We start from the raw sequence: 18,584 nt of genomic DNA on the forward strand, positions 1-18,584 counted from the left end.
GAGCCGGCCGACCCTCGCCGGCCTGCTGCTCACCGCCCGGCTGCACGCCGCTCAGAGCCACTTGGGCAGCGTCGGCGCCGTCCCGTTCAGCCGGGCGCCGCTGTGGCGGCCCGTCAGCCACGCCAGCACGTCCGCCGCCGCCCCGCCGACCGCGGGCGACGTGGCGCTGTCCGCGGTCAGCTCCCAGCCGCGCTGACGGCCGTCCGGGAACACCGCCTCCACCCGCACCGACGGCGTGTCCGCCCGGTCGGCGTACTGGCCGACGGCCTCCTCGAGGAAGTGCTCCAGCAGCTCCGGCGGCAGGTCGGCGAACCCGACGCCCCGGTCGAGGTCGACCAGGTGGAACCACACCTCGCGCAGCCGCAGCCACGGCACCCGGTGCGCCAGGAACGGACCCGACGTCGGGTGCACCACCTCCGCCTCCCACGCCGTGGCCGGCAGCTCGCGGGCGGCCGTGGCGAACCGCTGGCACGCCGCGTCCAGGTCGGCCCGCAGCAGCTGCGGCAGCCGTCCCGCGCCCTCGGCGATGTCCGCGTCGCGGTCCACCGCGCTCGGGTACATCTGGTGCTCGACGCCCGTCTTCGCCCACATGAGCAGGTTGACCAGGGCGTCGGCGTTGCGTGCGAGGTGCGTCACCACGTGCGCCCGGCTCCAGCCCGGCAGCAGGCTCGGACCGCGCAGCGCCGAGAGGTCCAGGGCCGCGACGACCTCGTACAACGCGCCTGTCGCCCGTTCGACCTCGGCGAGCCCGGCGACCGCGTCCTGGACCGCGGCCGACTGCTCGCGGGGCGCGGGTACGCTCGTCTGGGCGGATCGGACCTGGGCGGCATCAGCGAAGCTCATGGGCACCTCATCCCGGCGTTTGCGGCCGAACGGCCTATCACCCCAGCGTAGGGGCGTTCACTACCGACCGGTAGAGCCGTTGGCGCACGATCGTGGGAGTGTGCCCGTCACGATTTGTCGGTACCCGGCCCTAGCATGGTTGACGCCCTCCCCGACAGGGCCGACGCGGTGGCCGGGCCGACGCGGTGGTCCGATACGCTTTTCGAACGTCTGTTCGGGGGAAGGTCAAGAACCGAAGGGAACCGTTGTGGCCGACCGGCTTGTCGTTCGCGGGGCGCGCGAGCACAACCTGCGAGGGGTGGACCTCGACCTGCCGAGGGACAGCCTCATCGTGTTCACCGGGCTGTCCGGCTCGGGCAAGTCCAGCCTCGCCTTCGACACGATCTTCGCCGAGGGCCAGCGCCGCTACGTCGAATCGCTCTCGGCCTACGCGCGGCAGTTCCTCGGTCAGATGGACAAGCCGGACGTCGACTTCATCGAGGGCCTCTCGCCCGCGGTGTCGATCGACCAGAAGTCGACCAGCCGCAACCCGCGGTCGACCGTGGGCACCATCACCGAGGTCTACGACTACCTGCGGCTGCTCTACGCCCGCGCCGGCAAGGCGCACTGCCCCACGTGCGGCGAGGCGATCAGCAAGCAGACGCCCCAGCAGATCGTGGACCAGGTGCTGGCCATGGAGTCGGGCACCAAGTTCCAGGTGCTCGCGCCGGTCATCCGCGGCCGCAAGGGCGAGTACCTCGACCTGTTCTCCACCCTGCAGTCGCAGGGCTACTCGCGCGCCAAGGTCGACGGCGTCGTCCACGCCCTCGCCGAGGTGCCGAAGCTGAAGAAGCAGGAGAAGCACGACATCGCGGTCGTCATCGACCGGCTGAGCGTGAAGGCGAGCTCCAAGCAGCGGCTGACCGACTCGGTGGAGACGGCGCTGCGCCTGGCCGACGGCCTGGTCGAGCTGGAGTTCGTGGACGTCCCGGAGCACGACCCGGGCCGGGTGCGCGGCTTCTCCGAGAACCTGGCCTGCCCGAACGGCCACGCGCTGGCGATCGAGGACCTGGAGCCGCGGTCGTTCTCGTTCAACTCGCCCTACGGCGCCTGCCCGGCGTGCACCGGCATCGGCGTGCGCAAGGAGGTCGACCCCGAGCTGGTCGTGCCGGACGACGAGCTGTCGCTGGCCGAGGGCGCGATCGCGCCGTGGGCGTCCGGCCAGACCGCCGAGTACTTCACCCGGCTGCTGGAGTCGCTCGGCCTCGCGATCGGGTTCCGGATGGACACGCCGTGGCGGCAGCTGCCCGCCAAGGTGCAGAAGGCCGTGCTGCACGGCGTCGACGAGCAGGTCAACGTCCGCTACAAGAACCGCTACGGCCGTGAGCGCTCCTACTACGCCAACTACGAGGGCGTGATCCCGTTCCTGGAACGGCGGCAGGAGCAGACCGAGTCCGAGTACATGCGGGAGAAGTACGAGGGCTACATGCGGGAGGTGCCGTGCCCGACGTGCCAGGGCACGCGCCTCAAGCCGGAGATCCTGGCCGTCACGCTGCACCACGGGCGCAAGGGCGACAAGTCCATCGCCGAGGTGTGCGCGATGTCGGTGGCGGAGTGCTCGGAGTTCCTCGACGGGCTCAAGCTCGGCAAGCGCGAGTCGATGATCGCGGGCGCGGTGCTCAAGGAGATCCAGGCCCGGCTGCACTTCCTGCTCGACGTCGGCCTCAACTACCTGTCACTGGACCGTGCGTCCGGCACTCTTTCGGGTGGAGAAGCTCAGCGGATCAGGTTGGCGACGCAGATCGGCTCCGGGCTCGTCGGCGTGCTGTACGTGCTGGACGAGCCCTCGATCGGGTTGCACCAGCGTGACAACCACAAGCTGATCGAGACCCTCGTCCGGCTGCGCGACCTCGGCAACACGCTGATCGTGGTCGAGCACGACGAGGACACCATCCGCACCTCCGACTGGGTGGTCGACATCGGCCCCGGCGCGGGCGAGCACGGCGGCAAGGTCGTGCACAGCGGCCCGTACCGGGAGCTGCTGAAGAACAAGGAGTCGATCACCGGCGCGTACCTGGCGGGGCGCAAGGAGATCCCCATGCCCGCCACCCGCCGCAAGGTCGACAAGAAGCGGCAGCTCACCGTGGTCGGCGCGCGGGAGCACAACCTGCGCGGCATCGACGTGTCGTTCCCGCTCGGCTGCCTGGTCTCGGTCACCGGCGTGTCCGGTTCCGGCAAGTCCACGCTGGTCAACGACATCCTGGCGACCGTGCTGGCGAACAAGCTCAACGGCGCGCGGCAGGTGCCGGGCAGGCACACGCGGGTGCGCGGGCTGGACCAGGTCGACAAGCTGGTGCAGGTCGACCAGTCGCCGATCGGCCGCACCCCGCGGTCCAACCCGGCCACCTACACGGGTGTGTTCGACCACATCCGCAAGCTGTTCGCGGCCACCACCGAGGCGAAGGTGCGCGGCTACCAGCCGGGTCGGTTCTCGTTCAACGTCAAGGGCGGGCGCTGCGAGGCGTGCGCGGGCGACGGCACGATCAAGATCGAGATGAACTTCCTGCCGGACGTCTACGTGCCGTGCGAGGTGTGCAAGGGCGCCCGGTACAACCGCGAGACGCTGGAAGTGCACTACAAGGGCAAGACGATCTCCGAGGTCCTCGACATGCCGATCGAGGAGGCGGCGACGTTCTTCGAGCCGATCAACGCGATCCACCGGCACCTGCGCACGCTGGTCGACGTCGGCTTGGGGTACGTGCGGCTGGGGCAGCCCGCGCCCACGTTGTCCGGTGGTGAGGCGCAGCGGGTGAAGCTGGCGGCGGAGCTGCAGAAGCGTTCGACGGGCAAGACGGTGTACATCCTCGACGAGCCGACCACGGGGCTGCACTTCGAGGACATCCGCAAGCTGCTCGGCGTGATCAACGGGTTGGTCGACAAGGGCAACACGGTGATCGTGATCGAGCACAACCTCGACGTGATCAAGACGTCGGACTGGCTGGTCGACATGGGCCCCGAGGGTGGGTCCGGCGGCGGCACCGTGGTGGCCGAGGGCACCCCGGAGCAGGTTGCCGACGTGCCGGACAGCTACACCGGCCAATTCCTGCGCGAAGCCCTACCAGCCACCGCCGCCGTCGGCTGACCAGTCGGACCCCGACCCGCCGGACATCCGACCAAGATCACCCGAAGGCGTGACGGCCTCCGGGTATGAATGGAAAGCCGGCCGGCGTTGCCGGAAATGATAGGGAGGCGCGGCGGCCCCGGTCACATCACCATCCCGGTGTCCGCGGGCCGTCACCCACCCAACCGGTCCACGTGACCATGGCGCCACCCCGCCCCGGTCCACGTGACCATGGCGCCATGCCGCTGAACCATGGCGAGCGTCCACCCGCCGCACCGCTGTCAGACACATGGCGTCCTGCCGCTGGCCCCTGCCGCCATGCCGCGGAACACCACGGCGTTCTGCCACGGAACCGCTCTGCTACGGAACTATGGGCGTCATGCCGCTGAACACGTACCGCTTCCGCAGCGTCTGGTCGGTGGACAGCACACCCGAGCGGACCTTCGACGTCCTCGCCGACCTGGGCAGCTACCCGCGGTGGTGGCCGCAGGTGCGCGTGGCCCGCCGCGTCGCCGACGACGTGGCCGAGCTCCGGTGCCGCTCGGCCCTGCCGTACGACCTGGTGTTCCAGGCGCGCCACAACGCCCGGGAGCCGGCGGCGGGTCTGCTGCGCGCGGACCTCGTCGGCGACCTCGACGGCACGGCGAGCTGGCGGATCTTCGCCGAGGGCACCGGTTCGCGCCTGGTCTACGACCAGGAGGTGGTGGTGCGCAAACCGCTGCTGCGCCGCCTGGCCCTCCTCGCCCGGCCGCTGCTCTTGGCCAACCACGAGGTGATGATGCGCAGCGGCCAACGGGGTCTGCGCACCTACCTGGCCGGGTTCCAGGCGGCGTTAGGGCAGGCGGCGGGTCAGGCGACCGGGCAGGCGGCGGGTCAGGCGGCGACGGGCGGTCAGGCCTGAAGGGGCGGGCACGGTCAGGTCTGAGCGGTCGGGTTTGGTCAGGCTTGAAGGGCTGGGTTCGGTCAGGCCCAAGGGGTGGGCTCGGTCAGGTGTAAAGGGCGGGGGCGGGGGCCTAGCTAGGCCCGAGGGCGTGCTCGGTCAGGTCTGAGGGTCGTCGGGCCACGGCAGCCGCGGGTCGGGGTCGGGGCAGCGCGGTAGGACCTCGCTCAGGTAGCCGACCAGCTGGGGGTCTGGCATCGAGATGTGGTCGCCCGCGGTGGTGGCGCCGGTCAGGCGGAACGGGCCGAACCTCAGCTCAGGGCCGTCGGGGGCGGCGAGGCGGTCGGCCCACGACCCGCCGTCGCTCCACTCGATCTCCACCTTGCGGGCGAGCACGGCGGCGGTCGGCAGCAGCGGCATCACGCCGGTCGGCACGAGCGACCCGACGAGGTCGCCGCCGGTGGAGATCCGGACGCCGTAGGTCCCGCTCGCCCGCGACCACCGCCAGGCGCGGCTGTGCAGCACCAGCGGGTCCAGCCACGGCCGGGCGATCTCGACCCGGCGCAGTTCACAGGCCAGCCGGAACCGGGTCGGCACGGCGGTCGGCAGCCGCAGGCCGCCGTCGAACTCCGCGGTGGACGCCTGGTGGAAGCCGCCGCGGGCGGGCGCGGGCCCGTCGCCGCACCGACAGCGGCACGGTTCCAGCCCGGCCCCGCCGGAGCGGTCCTGGTGGGCGAAGTCGAGCTCGTCGAACGTGAAGGCGGACCACCCGTCGTCGGTGAACCACTCCCGGTACGGGGGTGCGGTGTCGACGTGCTGGTAGTGGCCGCCCACGCCGTAGGGCCGGGTCCACTGCCCGAAGCGCTCACCCAGCCGCTGCCAGAACAACGCCGGCTCCAGCGCGTCGTACTGGTCGATCGTGGCGAACGCGAGGTCGACGCCGTCCCGGTCCCCGTCCACCCGCCACCGCTCCACGGCCCGGTCGAGCGCCTTGCGCAGCCGGGGCGGCACCTTCCGGCCGCCGTTGCGCTCGGTGGCCAGCGACTGCTCGTAGGCGGCCGACGCCTCCAGGTACGCCAGTCGGCACGCCAGGTACCGCTCGTACCGCGCGGTCGGCGCGCCGTCGGGCTGGAAGACGAGTGCGCGGGCCGCCGCCAGGTCCTGCCGCTGCCGTTCGGTCAGGTGCGTCAACGGCGGCTCCTTGCCGTTCAGCACGGCCTCGTAGACCTCCGTGACGTTCGCCGCGCCGCGCTGCACCACCCACGAGCACGCCAGCGTCGGGTTCAGCAGGTTCGACAGCACGTACTGCGTGCCCGGGTCGTCCGGGTCGAGGTTCTGCTTGACGTACTGGCCGGGCACCATGAGCGACAGCAGGGCGCCGCTGCGCTCGGCCACGGTCTGGGCGGCGGAGAAACCGGTCGCGAGCTTGCTGTACAGCTGGGCGAACAGCTCCGCGTCGAAGTCCTCCGGCGTGAGGTCGAACGGCCCGGTGCGGTACCGGGCCGTTCGGTCGTGCCGGCGTGCCGTGGTCACGGGTTGGGCCACTTCAGCGTCGGGTCGGGGTCGGGCGACTTGGGCAGCACCTCGCACACGAACGCCACGATCTGCACGTCCGGCGCGCTGATCTGGTTGTTCGCGATGACGCCGGTCTGGCTGCCGCTGTGGTCGGCCATGTTGAACCGGCCCGAGATGCTGAACGGACCGATGCCGACCGACGCCTTCGCCTTGATGGCGGTGTTCATCTGCTTGACGATCGTGTCGGTGAAGTTGCCCTTGACCAGCAGGTCCTTCGACAGGATCGCGGCGGTCGGGATGACCGTCATGGTGCCGGTCGGCGCGACGTCGGAGGCGATGTCGGCGCCGGTGGAGAACTGGCTGCCGTACGTCGGCGTGCCGGGCGCCCACCGCCACGCGCGGCTGGACAGCACCAGGGGGTTCATCCACGGGCGGTCCAGGCTGACGCGCAGGAGCTTGCAGCTGAACGCCAGCTCCGTCTGGGTCATCTTCGTGTACGACGAGTCCTTGCTGTAGTCGCCGTCGCCGGAGACCTTGAAGATGCCGAACGTGCCGTCCAGGCTGCCGGACACGCCGATGGCCTGGGACTCCTGCTGGTTGTCCATGTCCTTCTGGTCGAAGGAGAACGAGGTCCAGCCGTGCTCGCCGAACCACGACTTGTACGGCGGTGACACGCCGACGGGCTGGAACGGGCTGCCCAGCCCGGCGTCCTGGGCGCCGGTCTCGAACCGCTCGGTCAGCTTGTACCAGAACGTCTCCGGCTCCAGCGCCTCGTAGCGGGCGATGATCGCCGTGGCCGAGTCGACGGCGGAGCGGTGGCCGAGGCGCTGCCAGTCCTGGAGGGCCGCGGTGACCTTCCGCTTCAGGGACGGCGGGACGGGCGGGCCGCCGTCCTTGTAGTCCGCGTACGCGCTGTCGTAGGCCGTGATCGCGACCTCGTAGGCATCCCGGTACTTCTCGTAGACGTCCTCGTACTTCTCCGCGGTCTTGGTCGCGGCGTCGAGCTGCTTCAGCTGCTCGGGGGTGAGGTGCACCTCCGGTGCTTCCTTGTACTCGAGGACGGACCGGTAGTTGTTGTCGACCGAGCTCGCCGCGGGCTTGTACACCCAGCTGAACTGGGGGACGCGGCTGAGCAGCACGGACAGCGCGTACCAGTCGTCGAGGTCGTGCGCCGGGTTGAGGTCGGCGGGCACGTACTGGCCGGGGTTGAGGATCGCGAGCAGGAACTGCGGGTCCTGGCGCGCGGCGGTGGGGGAGTAGCGCGGTGGCAGCGGTTCGCCGAGCTCGGCGGCCAGTTCCGCGTCGCCCTGCTCGTCGGGCGTCACGCCGAGCGCGAGCGCCATCTTGGAGTACAGCTTGGTGAAGAGGGCGGCGTTCCAGTCGGTCACGACCCTCACCTCCCCGCCGTCGCGGGCTGCGCGGGCACGAACGGCAGCGCGCCGGCCACCTCGGGCACGCCGAGCCCTTCGGGGCTCAGCCAGCCCTGCGCGGTGCGGACGGCCACCAGGCAGGCCACTTCGCCGACGTGGACCGCGCTGAAGATGCGGTGCCCGTCGATCTGGATGCCCAGCACGTCCTGGTAGCTCGGCTGGCTGAACGGCATGGCGAGCATGACCCGGTTCGAGCCCGCGTACGCGGGGCTGACGGACTGCTGGAGCTTGTCGAGGTCGTCGATCACCCCGGGGACGAACGCGGCGCGGTTGTGCCACGACTCGGCCTTGAGCTCGACGATCACCTGCGCGTCCGGCGCGGCGGTCGTGTTGAGCAGCAGGTCGCACCGCTGCCGGGTGTTGGTGTAGACGGGCTGTTCCCGCAGGATCTCGGCGGTGGGCGCGGCCGTGAGGATGGACGCGGTCAGGTCGACCTGGATCCAGCCCTCCCACCCGCCCTTGACGGGCCAGTTGTACTTGAATTGGCCATCGCGCTGCCGGGCCCACCCCTGAATTGCTCCGATGAATTGCAGCACGTCGATGTGGGACATCATGCGCCTCCCAGTGGTCTCGATGTCCACTTCAGGTTGCGCGGCGCCGGCGGCGGTGGTCATCCACAATTTTGATGAAATCGCCGCCACGGGTGGCGCGGGTCGAAGTCGGGGCCGCAGCGGTGGGCGGTGGCCGCGGCGGCGGTCTGCGAGCGGACGTCGAGCTTGCGCAGGACCGCGGCGATCTGGCTGCGCACGGTGGCCACCGAGACCGACAGGTCGCGGGCGATGTCCTCGGCGCGGTAGCCCGCCGCGATGCCCGCCAGCACCCCCGCTTCGCGCTCGGTCAGCGTGCTGATGCGACGTGCCTCGTCGAGCCTCGCCCGCAGGCCGGCCAGTGCCAGGTCGCGTTCCGCGGCCGTGGGCGAGGCCGCCCGCAAGGCGTCGTGCAGGGCTTTGAGCAGGCATTCGTAGGGAAGGGCGGCGTCGACGGCCCGCGCGCCGCGGGCGACGTGGCCGATCAGGTCCTCGACGGCGCGGATGTCGCCCACCGCCACCACGACCCCGGCCCACCTGCCCTCGGCGGTGGGCAGGCGACCGGACTCGTCCTCCACGAGCACGACGCGGCGGGGGTTCGGCGGGCCCGGCGGCTCGGCCAGGCGGGGTCGCCAGCCGAGCAGCCGCAGGCCGCTGGCGAGCGCCTCGGCGAGCGCGTGCCCCTTGCCGAGCACCAGCACGTCCGCGTCGGGCGGCTGCTCGAAACGGGCGCCCCCGGTTATTCCGGGACCGTCGTCCGAAATGGTGGGCGGAGCCGAACAGCCACGTATCGGGAACAATGGGAAATCGCCCCCATCCCGAACCGGTGAACCGTTTCCAGCGATATTACCTCCGGTCGCGCATAGCGCGTCGCAATTCATCCCACCGGTTCAACGGGCCCTCCGGCGGCCACTCGGATGGCCGCACGGCGTACCGGCCGCCGGGGTGCGGTGTAGGCCGTTCGGACCAGTGGGTCACTCGGCGGGACCAGCGCCGCCACCTCCGCCGGCCGTGCCCGCCCGCGGTCCGCCTGGGTGGCTGCCAGGTCGCCCCCGGGAGGTTCACCACGCACCCCGCCGGCTACACCACCAGGCTCAGCAGGGCGGCCACCACGAACCCGACCACGGACAGGATGGTCTCCAGCACGGTCCACGTCTGGAGCGTCTCCTTCACCGACAGGCCGAAGTAGCGCGACACGATCCAGAACCCGCCGTCGTTGACGTGCGAGGCGATGATCGAGCCCGCGGCGATCGACATGACCACCAGCGCCAGCTGCGGCTGCGAGTAGTCCAGGTCGGCCACGACGGGCACGACGATGCCGGTCGTGGTCACGATCGCCACGGTGGCCGAGCCCTGCGCGATGCGCATGCCGCAGCTGATCACGTACGACAGCGCGATCACCGGCAGCCCGACGTCGGCCAGCGACGTGGCCAGCACCTTGCCGACACCCGTCGCGGACAGCACCGCGCCGAAGAACCCGCCCGCGCCGACCACCAGGAGGATCATCGCCACCGGCCGCAACGACGCGGCGGACAGCTCGGTCACCTGCTCGCGCGTCATGCCCCGGCGGAAGCCCAGCAGCCAGAACGCCAGCAGCAGGGCGATCGTCAACGCCACCGCGGGCGTGCCGAAGAACGTGAACACGCCCAGCACGGTGGAGCCCTTGGGCAGCAGGATGCTGCCGAACGTGCCCGCCAGGATCAGCACCAGCGGCACCGCGATGATCCCCAGCACCAGCGACAGCGGCGGCTCGCCCTTGGCCTGCTCGCCGCGCGCCTTCTCCGCGGCGGCCAGCATCTCCTCCGGCACGGGCACGTGCAGCCGCTTGCCCATCCACGCGGAGAACAGCACGCCGCCGATGAACCACGACGGCAGCGCCACGGCCAGCGCCATGACGATGATCCAGCCGAGTTCCACGCCGAGCATGCCCGCCGCCGCGACGGGACCGGGGTGCGGCGGCATGAACGCGTGCGTCACCGACAGCCCGGCCAGCAGCGGCATGGCGTACAGCACGATCGACCGGCCGCTGCGCTTCGCGGCCACGTAGACCAGCGGAGCGAGCACGAAGATGCCGATGTCGAAGAACACCGGCACGCCGAAGATCAGCCCGGACAGGCCCATGGCGAGCGGGGCGCGGTTCTCGCCGAACGCCCGCAGCAGCGACCGGGTCAGCACCTCCGCGCCGCCGGAGGCCTCCAGGATCGAGCCGAGCAGCGTGCCGAGGCCGATGATCGCGGCGACGTGGCCGAGGATGCCGCCGAAACCCTTCTCCACCAAGGAGTCCGACGCCTTCTGCGCCGAGCCGACCAGCGTCTCCACGGGCAGGCCCGCGGCGAGCGCGACCAGCAGGCCGACCACGAGCAGCGCGATGAACGGCTCGACCTTCCACCTGATGATCATCGCCAGGAGGAGGGCGATGCCGATCGCGGACAGCGTCAGCAGCCCTCCCGTGCTGTGCTGCAACCAGTCGATCACGGGCGGCTCCGGTGGTGTCGCAGGGAACGGCCGGGCAGGGCGTCGGTCCGCCCGCCCTCGTCGAGCACGGGCACCCCGTTGACGACCACGTGGGTGATGCCCGCGGCGGCCTGCCGGGGTTCGTCGAACGTCGCGGTGTCGGCGATCGCGTCGGGGTCGAACAGGACGAGGTCGGCGGCGTGCCCCTCGCGGACGAGTCCCCGGTCGGCGAGCCGGAGCCGCCGCGCGGCCCGCCCGGTCAGGTGGGCCACGCACTCCTCCAGGCCCAGCACGCCGAGTTCGCGCACGTACCGGGCGAGGTAGCGGGGGAACGTGCCCCACGCGCGCGGGTGCGGCCGGTCGCCGACCAGCAGGCCGTCGCTGCCGCCGGTGTGCGCGGGGTGCCGCATGATCGCGCGGACGTTGTCCTCGTGGCCGACGTGCATCAGGCACGAGGTGCCCAGCCGTTCGGAGAGCAGCACGTCGAAGTACAGCTCGGCGGGCGGCCGGCCCGCCCGGCGCGCCGACTCGGCGACCGAGTGCCCGACCAGGTGGGCGTTCTCGGCCTTGCGCACACCGTTGACCTCGATGGCGGACCAGTCGACCGGCACGCCGTGGCAGCCGTCGGAGCCGGTCTCCTCGACCTCGACCCGGATCCGCTCGCGGGTGCCCGGATCGGCCAGCCGGGCCAGGGTGGCCTCCGGTCCGCCCTCGCCCGCCCAGCTGGGCAGCAGCGCCGACAGGTACGTCGCGCCGGGCAGGTACGGGTAGGTGTCGAGGGTGATGTCCGCGCCGTCCGCGATCGCCCGGTCCAGCAGGTCCAGCAGCTCGCCCGCCCGACCCCGGTTGACCTCGAAGTTCATCGTGGCGTGCGCGAGGTGCAGCGGGCAGCCGGCGTCACGCGACACGCGCACCATCTCCGCGTACGCCTCCAGCGCGCCCGCGCCGTAGCTGCGGTGGTGCGGGCTGTAGAACCCGCCGTGCGCGCCGACGACCCGGCACAGCTCGGTCAGCTCGGCGGTGTCGGCGTACATGCCGGGCGTGTAGGTCAGGCCGGACGACATGCCCATCGCGCCCTCGCGCAACGACCGCGCGAGCACCTCCCGCATCCGGTCCAGCTCGGCGTCGGTGGCGGGCCGGTCCTCGTAGCCGACGCACAGCATCCGCAGCGTGCCCTGCGGGACGAGGTAGGCGGCGTTGACCGCGATGCCCCGGTCGAGGCGGTCCAGGTACTCGCCGACGGAGCGCCAGCCCCAGTCGAAGCCGGGCGGGTCGTCGTTCCACCCGGCCAGCTGCGCGCGCAGCACGGCCAGCACGTCGTCGTCCACGGGCGCGTAGGACAGCCCGTCCTGGCCGAGGACCTCGGTGGTGACGCCCTGCGACACCTTGGCCAGGTGGTCGGGGTCGGCCAGCACCTGGACGTCGGAGTGGGAGTGCATGTCGATGAAGCCGGGTGCGAGGACCCGGCCGTCGGCGTCGATCACCCGCCGCCCGTCGAGCCGGTCGCCGATCGCGGCGATCCGCCCGTCGCGCACGCCCACGTCCGCCCGGTAGGAGGGCGCGCCGGTGCCGTCCACCACCCGTGCGCCCCTGAAGACGATGTCCACGCCGAACCCCCCTAGAAGTAGGTGCGGATCAGGTCGACCACGGTGGTGCCCTCGACCACCGGGATCAGCGGCCACTTGTCGAACACCGTGCAGGGGTGGGACAGGCCGAGGCCCACCCAGTCGCCGACCTCGACGTCGTCGCCGGACAGCCGCACGAACGCGTGCTGGTCGTTGAGCGCGGTGACCTCGGCGGAGAACGGCCGCTCGACGCCGTCCCGGCCGCGCCGGACCTGCGGCTCGGGCAGGCCCTCGTCGAACGACGCGTCCCGCTTGCCCAGCGTCAGCAGCGCCAGGTCGGGCTGCGGACGTGAGGTGACCTGCGCCCACGCGCGCAACGCGCTGCGGAACGGTTGCGCGCCGGGCGTGCGGCCCAGGGGCGAGATGCCGCGGTAGAACCCGTCGTCGTGGGTGATGTACGCGCCGCTGCGCAGCACCGGCCGCACCGGGAACGGCCACGGCTCGGTGAGCTTCGCCGCCACCTGGTCGAAGTACGCGCTGCCGCCGGCGGTGACGATCGGCTCGTCCACCCCGAACAGGTCCCGCGCGGCGATCGCCAGCTCGCGCAACGAGGTCAGGTAACCGTCCACGACGGACCGCGCGGCCGGTGACGCGTCGTGCGCCAGCGCGCCCTCGTAGCCGCCGACGCCGGCCAGGCGCAGCGCGGGGCTCGCGGCGGCGGCCCTGGCCACCTCCAGCGCGGTGGCCAGGTCCCGCGCGCCGGTCCGCCCGCCGCGCGCCCCGAGCTCGACCAGCACGTCGACCGGCCGTTCGACCGCGCCCAGCGCCTCGGTCATCCGTGCCACGCCCGCGACGGAATCGACCCAGCAGGTGAACTCGAACGTGTCGTCGGCGGCCAGTTCCGCGGCCAGCCACCGCAGCCCGGCGGGGTCGACGAGCTGGTTGGCCAGCACCACCCGCGCCACCCCGAACGCCCGGTAGACCCTCAGCTGGCTGGTGTTGGCCGCGGTGATCCCCCACGCGCCGTGCGCCAACTGGCGGGCGAACAGCTGCGGGGCCATGGTCGTCTTGCCGTGCGGCGCCAGCAGCACGCCGTGGTCGGCGCACCAGCGGGCCATGGTGGCGAGGTTGTGCTCCAGCGCGGCGGCGTCCAGCACGACCAGGGGTCCGACGAACCCGTCGGCGAACAGGTCGAGCCGGCGGGCGGCCACGTCGCCGATCGTGGCGCCGAACGCGTCGGCGGGCAGGCCCTTGAACCGCCAGTCGACCCGCTCGTCGCGGATGGCGGCCACAGCGTCGAGATCCACGTCTCCCGCTCCTAACGTTGCGCATTTTGCAACGGCTATTGCGCGATGTGATGCTGGAGTGTGTAACATTCGGTCACCGCCGCCGTCAATCAAGGAGTTCGGATGCGGTTCGACCTGCCGGGCGGCGTGGTGTGCCTGGGCGAGACCATGGCGGTGCTGGTGCCCGCCGAACCCGGTCCGGTGCGCGCGGCGCGCACGTGGACCCGGGCGATCGGCGGCGCCGAGTCCAACGTGGCCATCCACCTGGCCCGGCTCGGCGTGCGCAGCCGCTGGGTGAGCGCGGTGGGCGACGACGCGTTCGGCGGCGCGGTCCTCGACGCGGTCGGCGGCGCGGGCGTGGACGTCACCGGGGTGCGCGTCGACCCCGACCGGCCGACCGGCCTCTACGTCAAGGAAGCCGACGCCGCCGGCAGCCCCGTGCGGTACTACCGGCGCGGCTCGGCGGCGTCCGCGATGGGACCGGCCACGCTGGACCGGCTGCGGTGGGACGACGTCGCGCTGGTGCACGTCAGCGGCATCACCGCGGCGCTCTCGGACAGCTGCCTCGAGCTGCTGCGCGCCGTCCTGCGCCGGCCGCGGTCCGCGCCGGTGTCGTTCGACCTGAACTGGCGGCCCGCGCTGTGGCACGACCGCGACCCGGCCGTGCTGCGGGACCTCGCCGACGCGGCCGACATCGTGCTCGCCGGCGCCGACGAGGCGCACGCCGTGTGGGGGACCGGCGACCCGGCGGCGCTGCGGGCGTTGCTGCCCGGCCCGACGACGCTCGTGGTCAAGCACGGCGCACGCGGCGCGACCGTGGTCGAGGGCGGCGCGTCGACGTTCCAGCCGGGCCTGCGGGTGGACGTGGTGGAACCCGTCGGCGCGGGCGACGCGTTCGCCGCCGGCTACCTCGCCGCGCACCTCGCCGGCGAGCCACCGGCGCGCCGACTGCGCGCCGGGCACCTCCTGGCCGCCTCCGCGCTGCTCACCAGGGAGGATGTCGGCGAGTCGCTGCCGCCCGCGGTGACCGTGCCACTGCTGGACGCCGATTCCCGCACGTGGGCCGCCGCACACCTGAGGAGACGTCGATGAGCCAAAGCCTGGACCGGGCGCTGACCCTGGTGGGGGAACTGGCCACCGGGCCCAAGACGCTGGACGAGCTGTCGGGCGTCATCGAGGTGCACAAGTCGACCACCATGAGGCTGCTGCGCACGCTGGAGTCGCACCGGTTCGTGCAGCGCGAGGGCGTGCACCACTACCGGCTGGGCACCGCCCTGTTCGACCTGGCCAACCGGGCGCTGGAGGAGCGGGACGTGCGGCGCAGCGCCGAGAACGCCCTGCGCGAGCTCAACGCCCGCACCGGCTACACCGTCCACCTGGCCTCCTACGAGGACGGCGAGGTCATCTACATCGACAAGTACGACAGCACCCACCCGATGCGGATGTACTCGCGCATCGGCAGACGGGCCCCGCTGCACTGCACCGCCGTGGCCAAGGTGCTGCTGTCGGACCTGCCCGAGCCGCGCCGCCGCGAGGTCGCCCGGTCCATCGACTACGTGCCGCTGACCGCGAACACCATCACCACGCCGGACGCGTACCTGGCCGAGCTGGACCGCGTCCGCGCCGCCGGCTACGCCGTCGACAACGCCGAGCACGAGGACTTCATCCACTGCGTCGCCGCGCCCATCCGCGGCGCCCGCGGCGAGGTCGTCGCCGCCGTGTCGATGTCCGTGCCCAAGGTGCTGCTGGACTTCGACGGGCTGCTCGGCCACCTGCCCGACCTGCTCGCCACCGCGCGGGCCGCCTCCGTCGAGTGCGGCTGGACGCCGCGCGACTGAAGACCCACCAGGAAGGAAACGCACAACCCATGGCGAAGACCGAGATCAGGACCGCCGACGCGCCCACCCCCGTGGCCGCGTTCTCCCAGGGCGTCCGCAAGGGACCCGTGCTGCAGGTGGCGGGCCAGGTCGCGTTCGACCCGGCCACCGGCGCCGTCGTCGGCGACACCGTGGCCGAGCAGACCAGGCAGGCGATGCGCAACGTGATCGCCGTGCTGGCGGCCGGCGGCGCGACCCTCGCCGACGTGGTGATGCTGCGCGTCTACCTCACCGACACCGCGCACTTCGCCGAGATGAACGCCGCCTACGGCGAGTTCGTCACCGAGGAGCCGTTCCCCGCCCGCACCACCGTCTACGTCGGCCTGCCCGACAAGCTGCTGGTCGAGATCGACGCCCTCGCGGTGGTCGAGTAGCCGTCACGGAGCCGGGGCGTCCGGGGGCAGCTTCGCCTGCGCCACGTCCGCCCCGCTCAGCTTCGCCCCCTCAAGTCCGAACCGGTCAGGCCGACGTCACGCAGACCGGCGCCGGCAACGCCCTCCGCACGACCTTGCGCAGCCGCGTCCTCTGTTCCGCGTCCTCTGCTCCGCGCTCCTGATCTTCCGCGACCAGTCAGGGTCGACATCCCTCATGCGGGACACACCGCCAGTCCCGCCGAAAAGTGCCCGAATGGGCGACCAACGGCCCCGGCAGTTGCCCGAACGGGCGATCGCGCGTACTTCTGCCGGTTGTTCTGCGTGGTGTCGGGCGCGCGCGGGCGATTGACTGGCCACAACCCCAAGAGCACGTCAGGGAAGGACCCGGCGATGGCTAGGAACGCATCACCGATCGGCTGATCGACAGCGGCCTCACAGAGCAGCGGCCTGGTCGCGGGACACCCCAGCCGCGACCGGGTCGCCCAGGTCGTCGAGCACGTCGGCCAACGCGCCGAGCACGACCGCCAGCCGGTGGTGCCGGTGATCCGACGCCAGCGCCGCCGCCCGCGTCAGCTCCACCCGCGCGCCCTCCGGATCGCCGAGCCGGTGCAACGCCAACCCGCGCAGGTAGTGGGCGTCGCACAGGCTCGGCGGCGCGGTCGCCGAGCGCAACAGCTCCAACGCCTCGTCCGCCGCCGCCAGCACCTCCGGCCACCGCTGCAACCGACCCAGCGTGTCCGCCGTGCGCACCAGCAGCGTCGCCGACATCTCGCTCGCCATCACCGGCGCCAGGTCCAGCTTCCCCGCCCGCACGTTCGCCAGCAGCTCCCGGTGCACCCGCACCGCGTCCTCGTACCGCGCCAACCCGTCGAGCACCAACCCCAGGCACGACAACGAGATCTGCTCACCCAGCGGGAACCCCGCCTGCCGGAACAACTCCTGCGCCCGCACCGCGCTGACCTGCGCCTCCTCCAACCGCCCGGTCCGCAGCTCCGACACCGACCGGTAGTGCACCGCCCAGCCCTGCTCCGTCACGTCACCCGCCGCCACCGACGCGCGCCACGCCTCGTCGTACAACGCCAACGCCTCCGGGTACCGGCGCATCAGCACCGACAGCGTCCACGTCAGGAAGTTCAGCTGCACGGCCTCGTCGCGCACGCTGCCCAACGCCCGCGCCGCCGCCACCCCCGCGGTGAACACCTCGACCCACGTCTCGGCCCGCCCGCGCTGGTCGGAGTACCAGTGCATCGCGGTGGCCAGCCGCAGCACCTCCGCGGGCAACCCGTTCGAGGCCGCCCACCGCATCGCGCCCAACCAGTTCGCGGCCTCCGCGGTCAGCCACGCGTCCGCGTCCTCCTGGCTGCCCAACGGCCCCGACGGCGTCGTGCGCGCGTCCGGGCCGAAGAACCCGGCCGCCGCCACCGCCGTGCCCAGCAGCCAGTCCGCCATCCGCCGCCGCCCCTGCGCCACCACCGGCGCCGGCTCCTCGTCGAGCAGCCGTTCACCGGCGAACACCCGGATCAGGTCGTGGAACACGTACCGACCGGGCACCTCCGCGGTGTCCAGCAGGCTCATGTCCACCAACTCCTCCAACGTGTCCTCGGCCGCGAACCGGTCCACGTCGGCCAGCACCGCGGCCAGGTCCGGCCCGAAGTCCGCGCCCGGCACCAGCGACAACCGGCGGAACAACACCGCCGCCTTCTCGCCGAGCTGCCGGTAGGACATCTCGAACGCCGTCCGCACCTGCAGGTCGCCCGCCGTCAACGCCGACAACCGCCGCCGCTCGTCCACCAGCTGCCCGGCCAGGTGCCCGATCGTCCACTTCGGACGGCTCGCGAGCCGGTTGCCCGCGATCCGCAGCGCCAGCGGCAGGTGACCGCACAGCTTCGCCACCCGCGCCGTCGCCACCGGCTCCGCACCCACCCTCGCCCGCCCCGCGATCGCGCCGAGCAGGTCGAACGACTCGACCGGGTCCAGCACGTCCAACCCCAGCCGGTGACCCGCCTCCAACCCGCCGAGCACCAACCGGGACGTCACCAGCACCAACGACCCCGACCCCGTCGCCAACAACGGCCGCACCTGCGCCTCGTCGGACGCGTTGTCCAGCACCAGCAACGTCGACCGCTCCCGCAACCGCGCCCGGTACAGGTCCGAGCGCTCCGCCTCACCCGCCGGGATCTCCTTCTCCGGCACGCCCAGCGCCACCAGCATCCGGTGCACGACCTCCGACGGGTGCACCGGCCGCACGTCCATCCCGCGCAGGTTGAAGAAGAAGCACCCGTCCGCGAAACGAGACGCCAACCGGTACGCCGCCCGCACCGCCAACGCCGTTTTCCCCGCGCCCGGCGGACCGTGCACCACGACCAACGACGTGGTCCGCGTCCCCTCCGCCACCGCCGCCAACTCGGCCAGCTCGACCTCGCGACCCGTCAGGTCGGCCACGTCCGGCGGCAACGCCGACGGCGTCGCGGGCGACGGCGCGCGCCGCGCCCGACCCTCCTTGGCCGCGTCCAGCAACTCCCGGATCTCGTGCTCCGCCAACGAGAGCACACCGGCCAGCGCCTCCACCGTGCGCCGCTGGGGCCCCTTCGCGCGACCGCGCTCCATGTCGCTGATCGCCCGCACGCTGACCCCGGAACCCTCCGCCAGCTCCTCCTGCGTCAACCGGACCCGCAACCGGTGTGCGCGCAGCAGCTCACCGAACGTCATCCCCACGCTTGCGACAGTAGTGCC

The 18,584-nt window shown here is 72.3% G+C and carries 14 protein-coding genes; 5 read left to right on the forward strand and 9 right to left on the reverse strand.

All coding sequences use genetic code 11. The features are described from left to right. Window positions 1–51: 51 nt before the first annotated feature. A complete protein-coding gene (locus ACZ7GX_RS33005; protein ID WP_498782467.1) occupies window positions 52–843 on the reverse strand; it encodes a maleylpyruvate isomerase family mycothiol-dependent enzyme in 792 nt (263 codons plus the stop codon). A 247-nt stretch (window positions 844–1,090) separates the two neighbouring features. Here ACZ7GX_RS33005 and uvrA point away from each other — a divergent pair, with 247 nt between their 5' ends. Beyond that, window positions 1,091–3,964, forward strand: coding sequence for an excinuclease ABC subunit UvrA (uvrA, locus tag ACZ7GX_RS33010; RefSeq protein ID WP_498782469.1), 2,874 nt, complete (start codon window positions 1,091–1,093; stop codon window positions 3,962–3,964). Between the two features lie 358 nt (window positions 3,965–4,322). After that, window positions 4,323–4,844, forward strand: coding sequence for an SRPBCC family protein (locus tag ACZ7GX_RS33015; RefSeq protein WP_498782471.1), 522 nt, complete (start codon window positions 4,323–4,325; stop codon window positions 4,842–4,844). Window positions 4,845–4,982: 138 nt separating this feature from the next. On the opposite strand, the gene ACZ7GX_RS33020 is transcribed toward ACZ7GX_RS33015, so the two are convergent. From ACZ7GX_RS33020 to ACZ7GX_RS33050, 7 genes are all read right to left on the reverse strand, one after another. Then, entirely contained in the window at window positions 4,983–6,356 is a 1,374-nt protein-coding gene (locus tag ACZ7GX_RS33020; protein WP_498782473.1) for a hypothetical protein, read from the reverse strand. Then, window positions 6,353–7,726, reverse strand: coding sequence for a hypothetical protein (locus ACZ7GX_RS33025; RefSeq protein WP_498782475.1), 1,374 nt, complete (start codon window positions 7,724–7,726; stop codon window positions 6,353–6,355). Before ACZ7GX_RS33025 ends, ACZ7GX_RS33020 begins: the two co-directional genes overlap by 4 nt. A gap of 5 nt (window positions 7,727–7,731) precedes the next feature. After that, complete coding sequence (locus ACZ7GX_RS33030; protein WP_498782477.1) at window positions 7,732–8,382, reverse strand: hypothetical protein; 651 nt, start codon at window positions 8,380–8,382, stop codon at window positions 7,732–7,734. Next, a complete protein-coding gene (locus ACZ7GX_RS33035) occupies window positions 8,379–8,990 on the reverse strand; it encodes a response regulator transcription factor (protein ID WP_498782479.1) in 612 nt (203 codons plus the stop codon). Before ACZ7GX_RS33035 ends, ACZ7GX_RS33030 begins: the two co-directional genes overlap by 4 nt. 385 nt (window positions 8,991–9,375) lie before the next feature. Next, window positions 9,376–10,770 carry a GntP family permease gene (locus ACZ7GX_RS33040; protein ID WP_498782481.1) on the reverse strand — a complete coding sequence of 465 codons (1,395 nt, stop codon included), beginning with the start codon at window positions 10,768–10,770 and terminating at the stop codon, window positions 9,376–9,378. After that, complete coding sequence (locus ACZ7GX_RS33045; protein WP_498782483.1) at window positions 10,767–12,356, reverse strand: N-acyl-D-amino-acid deacylase family protein; 1,590 nt, start codon at window positions 12,354–12,356, stop codon at window positions 10,767–10,769. The genes ACZ7GX_RS33040 and ACZ7GX_RS33045 overlap by 4 nt, the downstream gene beginning before the upstream one ends. Before the next feature lie 11 nt (window positions 12,357–12,367). Then, window positions 12,368–13,621 (reverse strand): amino acid deaminase, encoded by a 1,254-nt coding sequence (locus ACZ7GX_RS33050; RefSeq protein WP_498782485.1) that lies wholly within the window; start codon window positions 13,619–13,621, stop codon window positions 12,368–12,370. Between the two features lie 102 nt (window positions 13,622–13,723). On the opposite strand from ACZ7GX_RS33050, the gene ACZ7GX_RS33055 reads away from it, so the two are divergent. The 3 genes from ACZ7GX_RS33055 to ACZ7GX_RS33065 are packed head-to-tail and all read left to right on the forward strand — an operon-like array spanning window position 13,724 to window position 15,851. Continuing rightward, window positions 13,724–14,692: a sugar kinase gene (locus ACZ7GX_RS33055; RefSeq protein WP_498782487.1), complete on the forward strand. Its 969-nt coding sequence runs from the start codon at window positions 13,724–13,726 to the stop codon at window positions 14,690–14,692. After that, window positions 14,689–15,438 carry an IclR family transcriptional regulator gene (locus ACZ7GX_RS33060; protein ID WP_498782489.1) on the forward strand — a complete coding sequence of 250 codons (750 nt, stop codon included), beginning with the start codon at window positions 14,689–14,691 and terminating at the stop codon, window positions 15,436–15,438. The genes ACZ7GX_RS33055 and ACZ7GX_RS33060 overlap by 4 nt, the downstream gene beginning before the upstream one ends. 29 nt (window positions 15,439–15,467) lie before the next feature. After that, window positions 15,468–15,851, forward strand: a complete 384-nt coding sequence (locus ACZ7GX_RS33065; RefSeq protein WP_498782491.1) for a RidA family protein — start codon at window positions 15,468–15,470, stop codon at window positions 15,849–15,851. Between the two features lie 432 nt (window positions 15,852–16,283). Here ACZ7GX_RS33065 and ACZ7GX_RS33070 read toward each other — a convergent pair whose 3' ends face one another. Then, entirely contained in the window at window positions 16,284–18,560 is a 2,277-nt protein-coding gene (locus tag ACZ7GX_RS33070) for an ATP-binding protein (RefSeq protein WP_498782545.1), read from the reverse strand. Window positions 18,561–18,584: the final 24 nt, after the last annotated feature.

The organism is Actinosynnema sp. NPDC037264 (assembly GCF_055603705.1).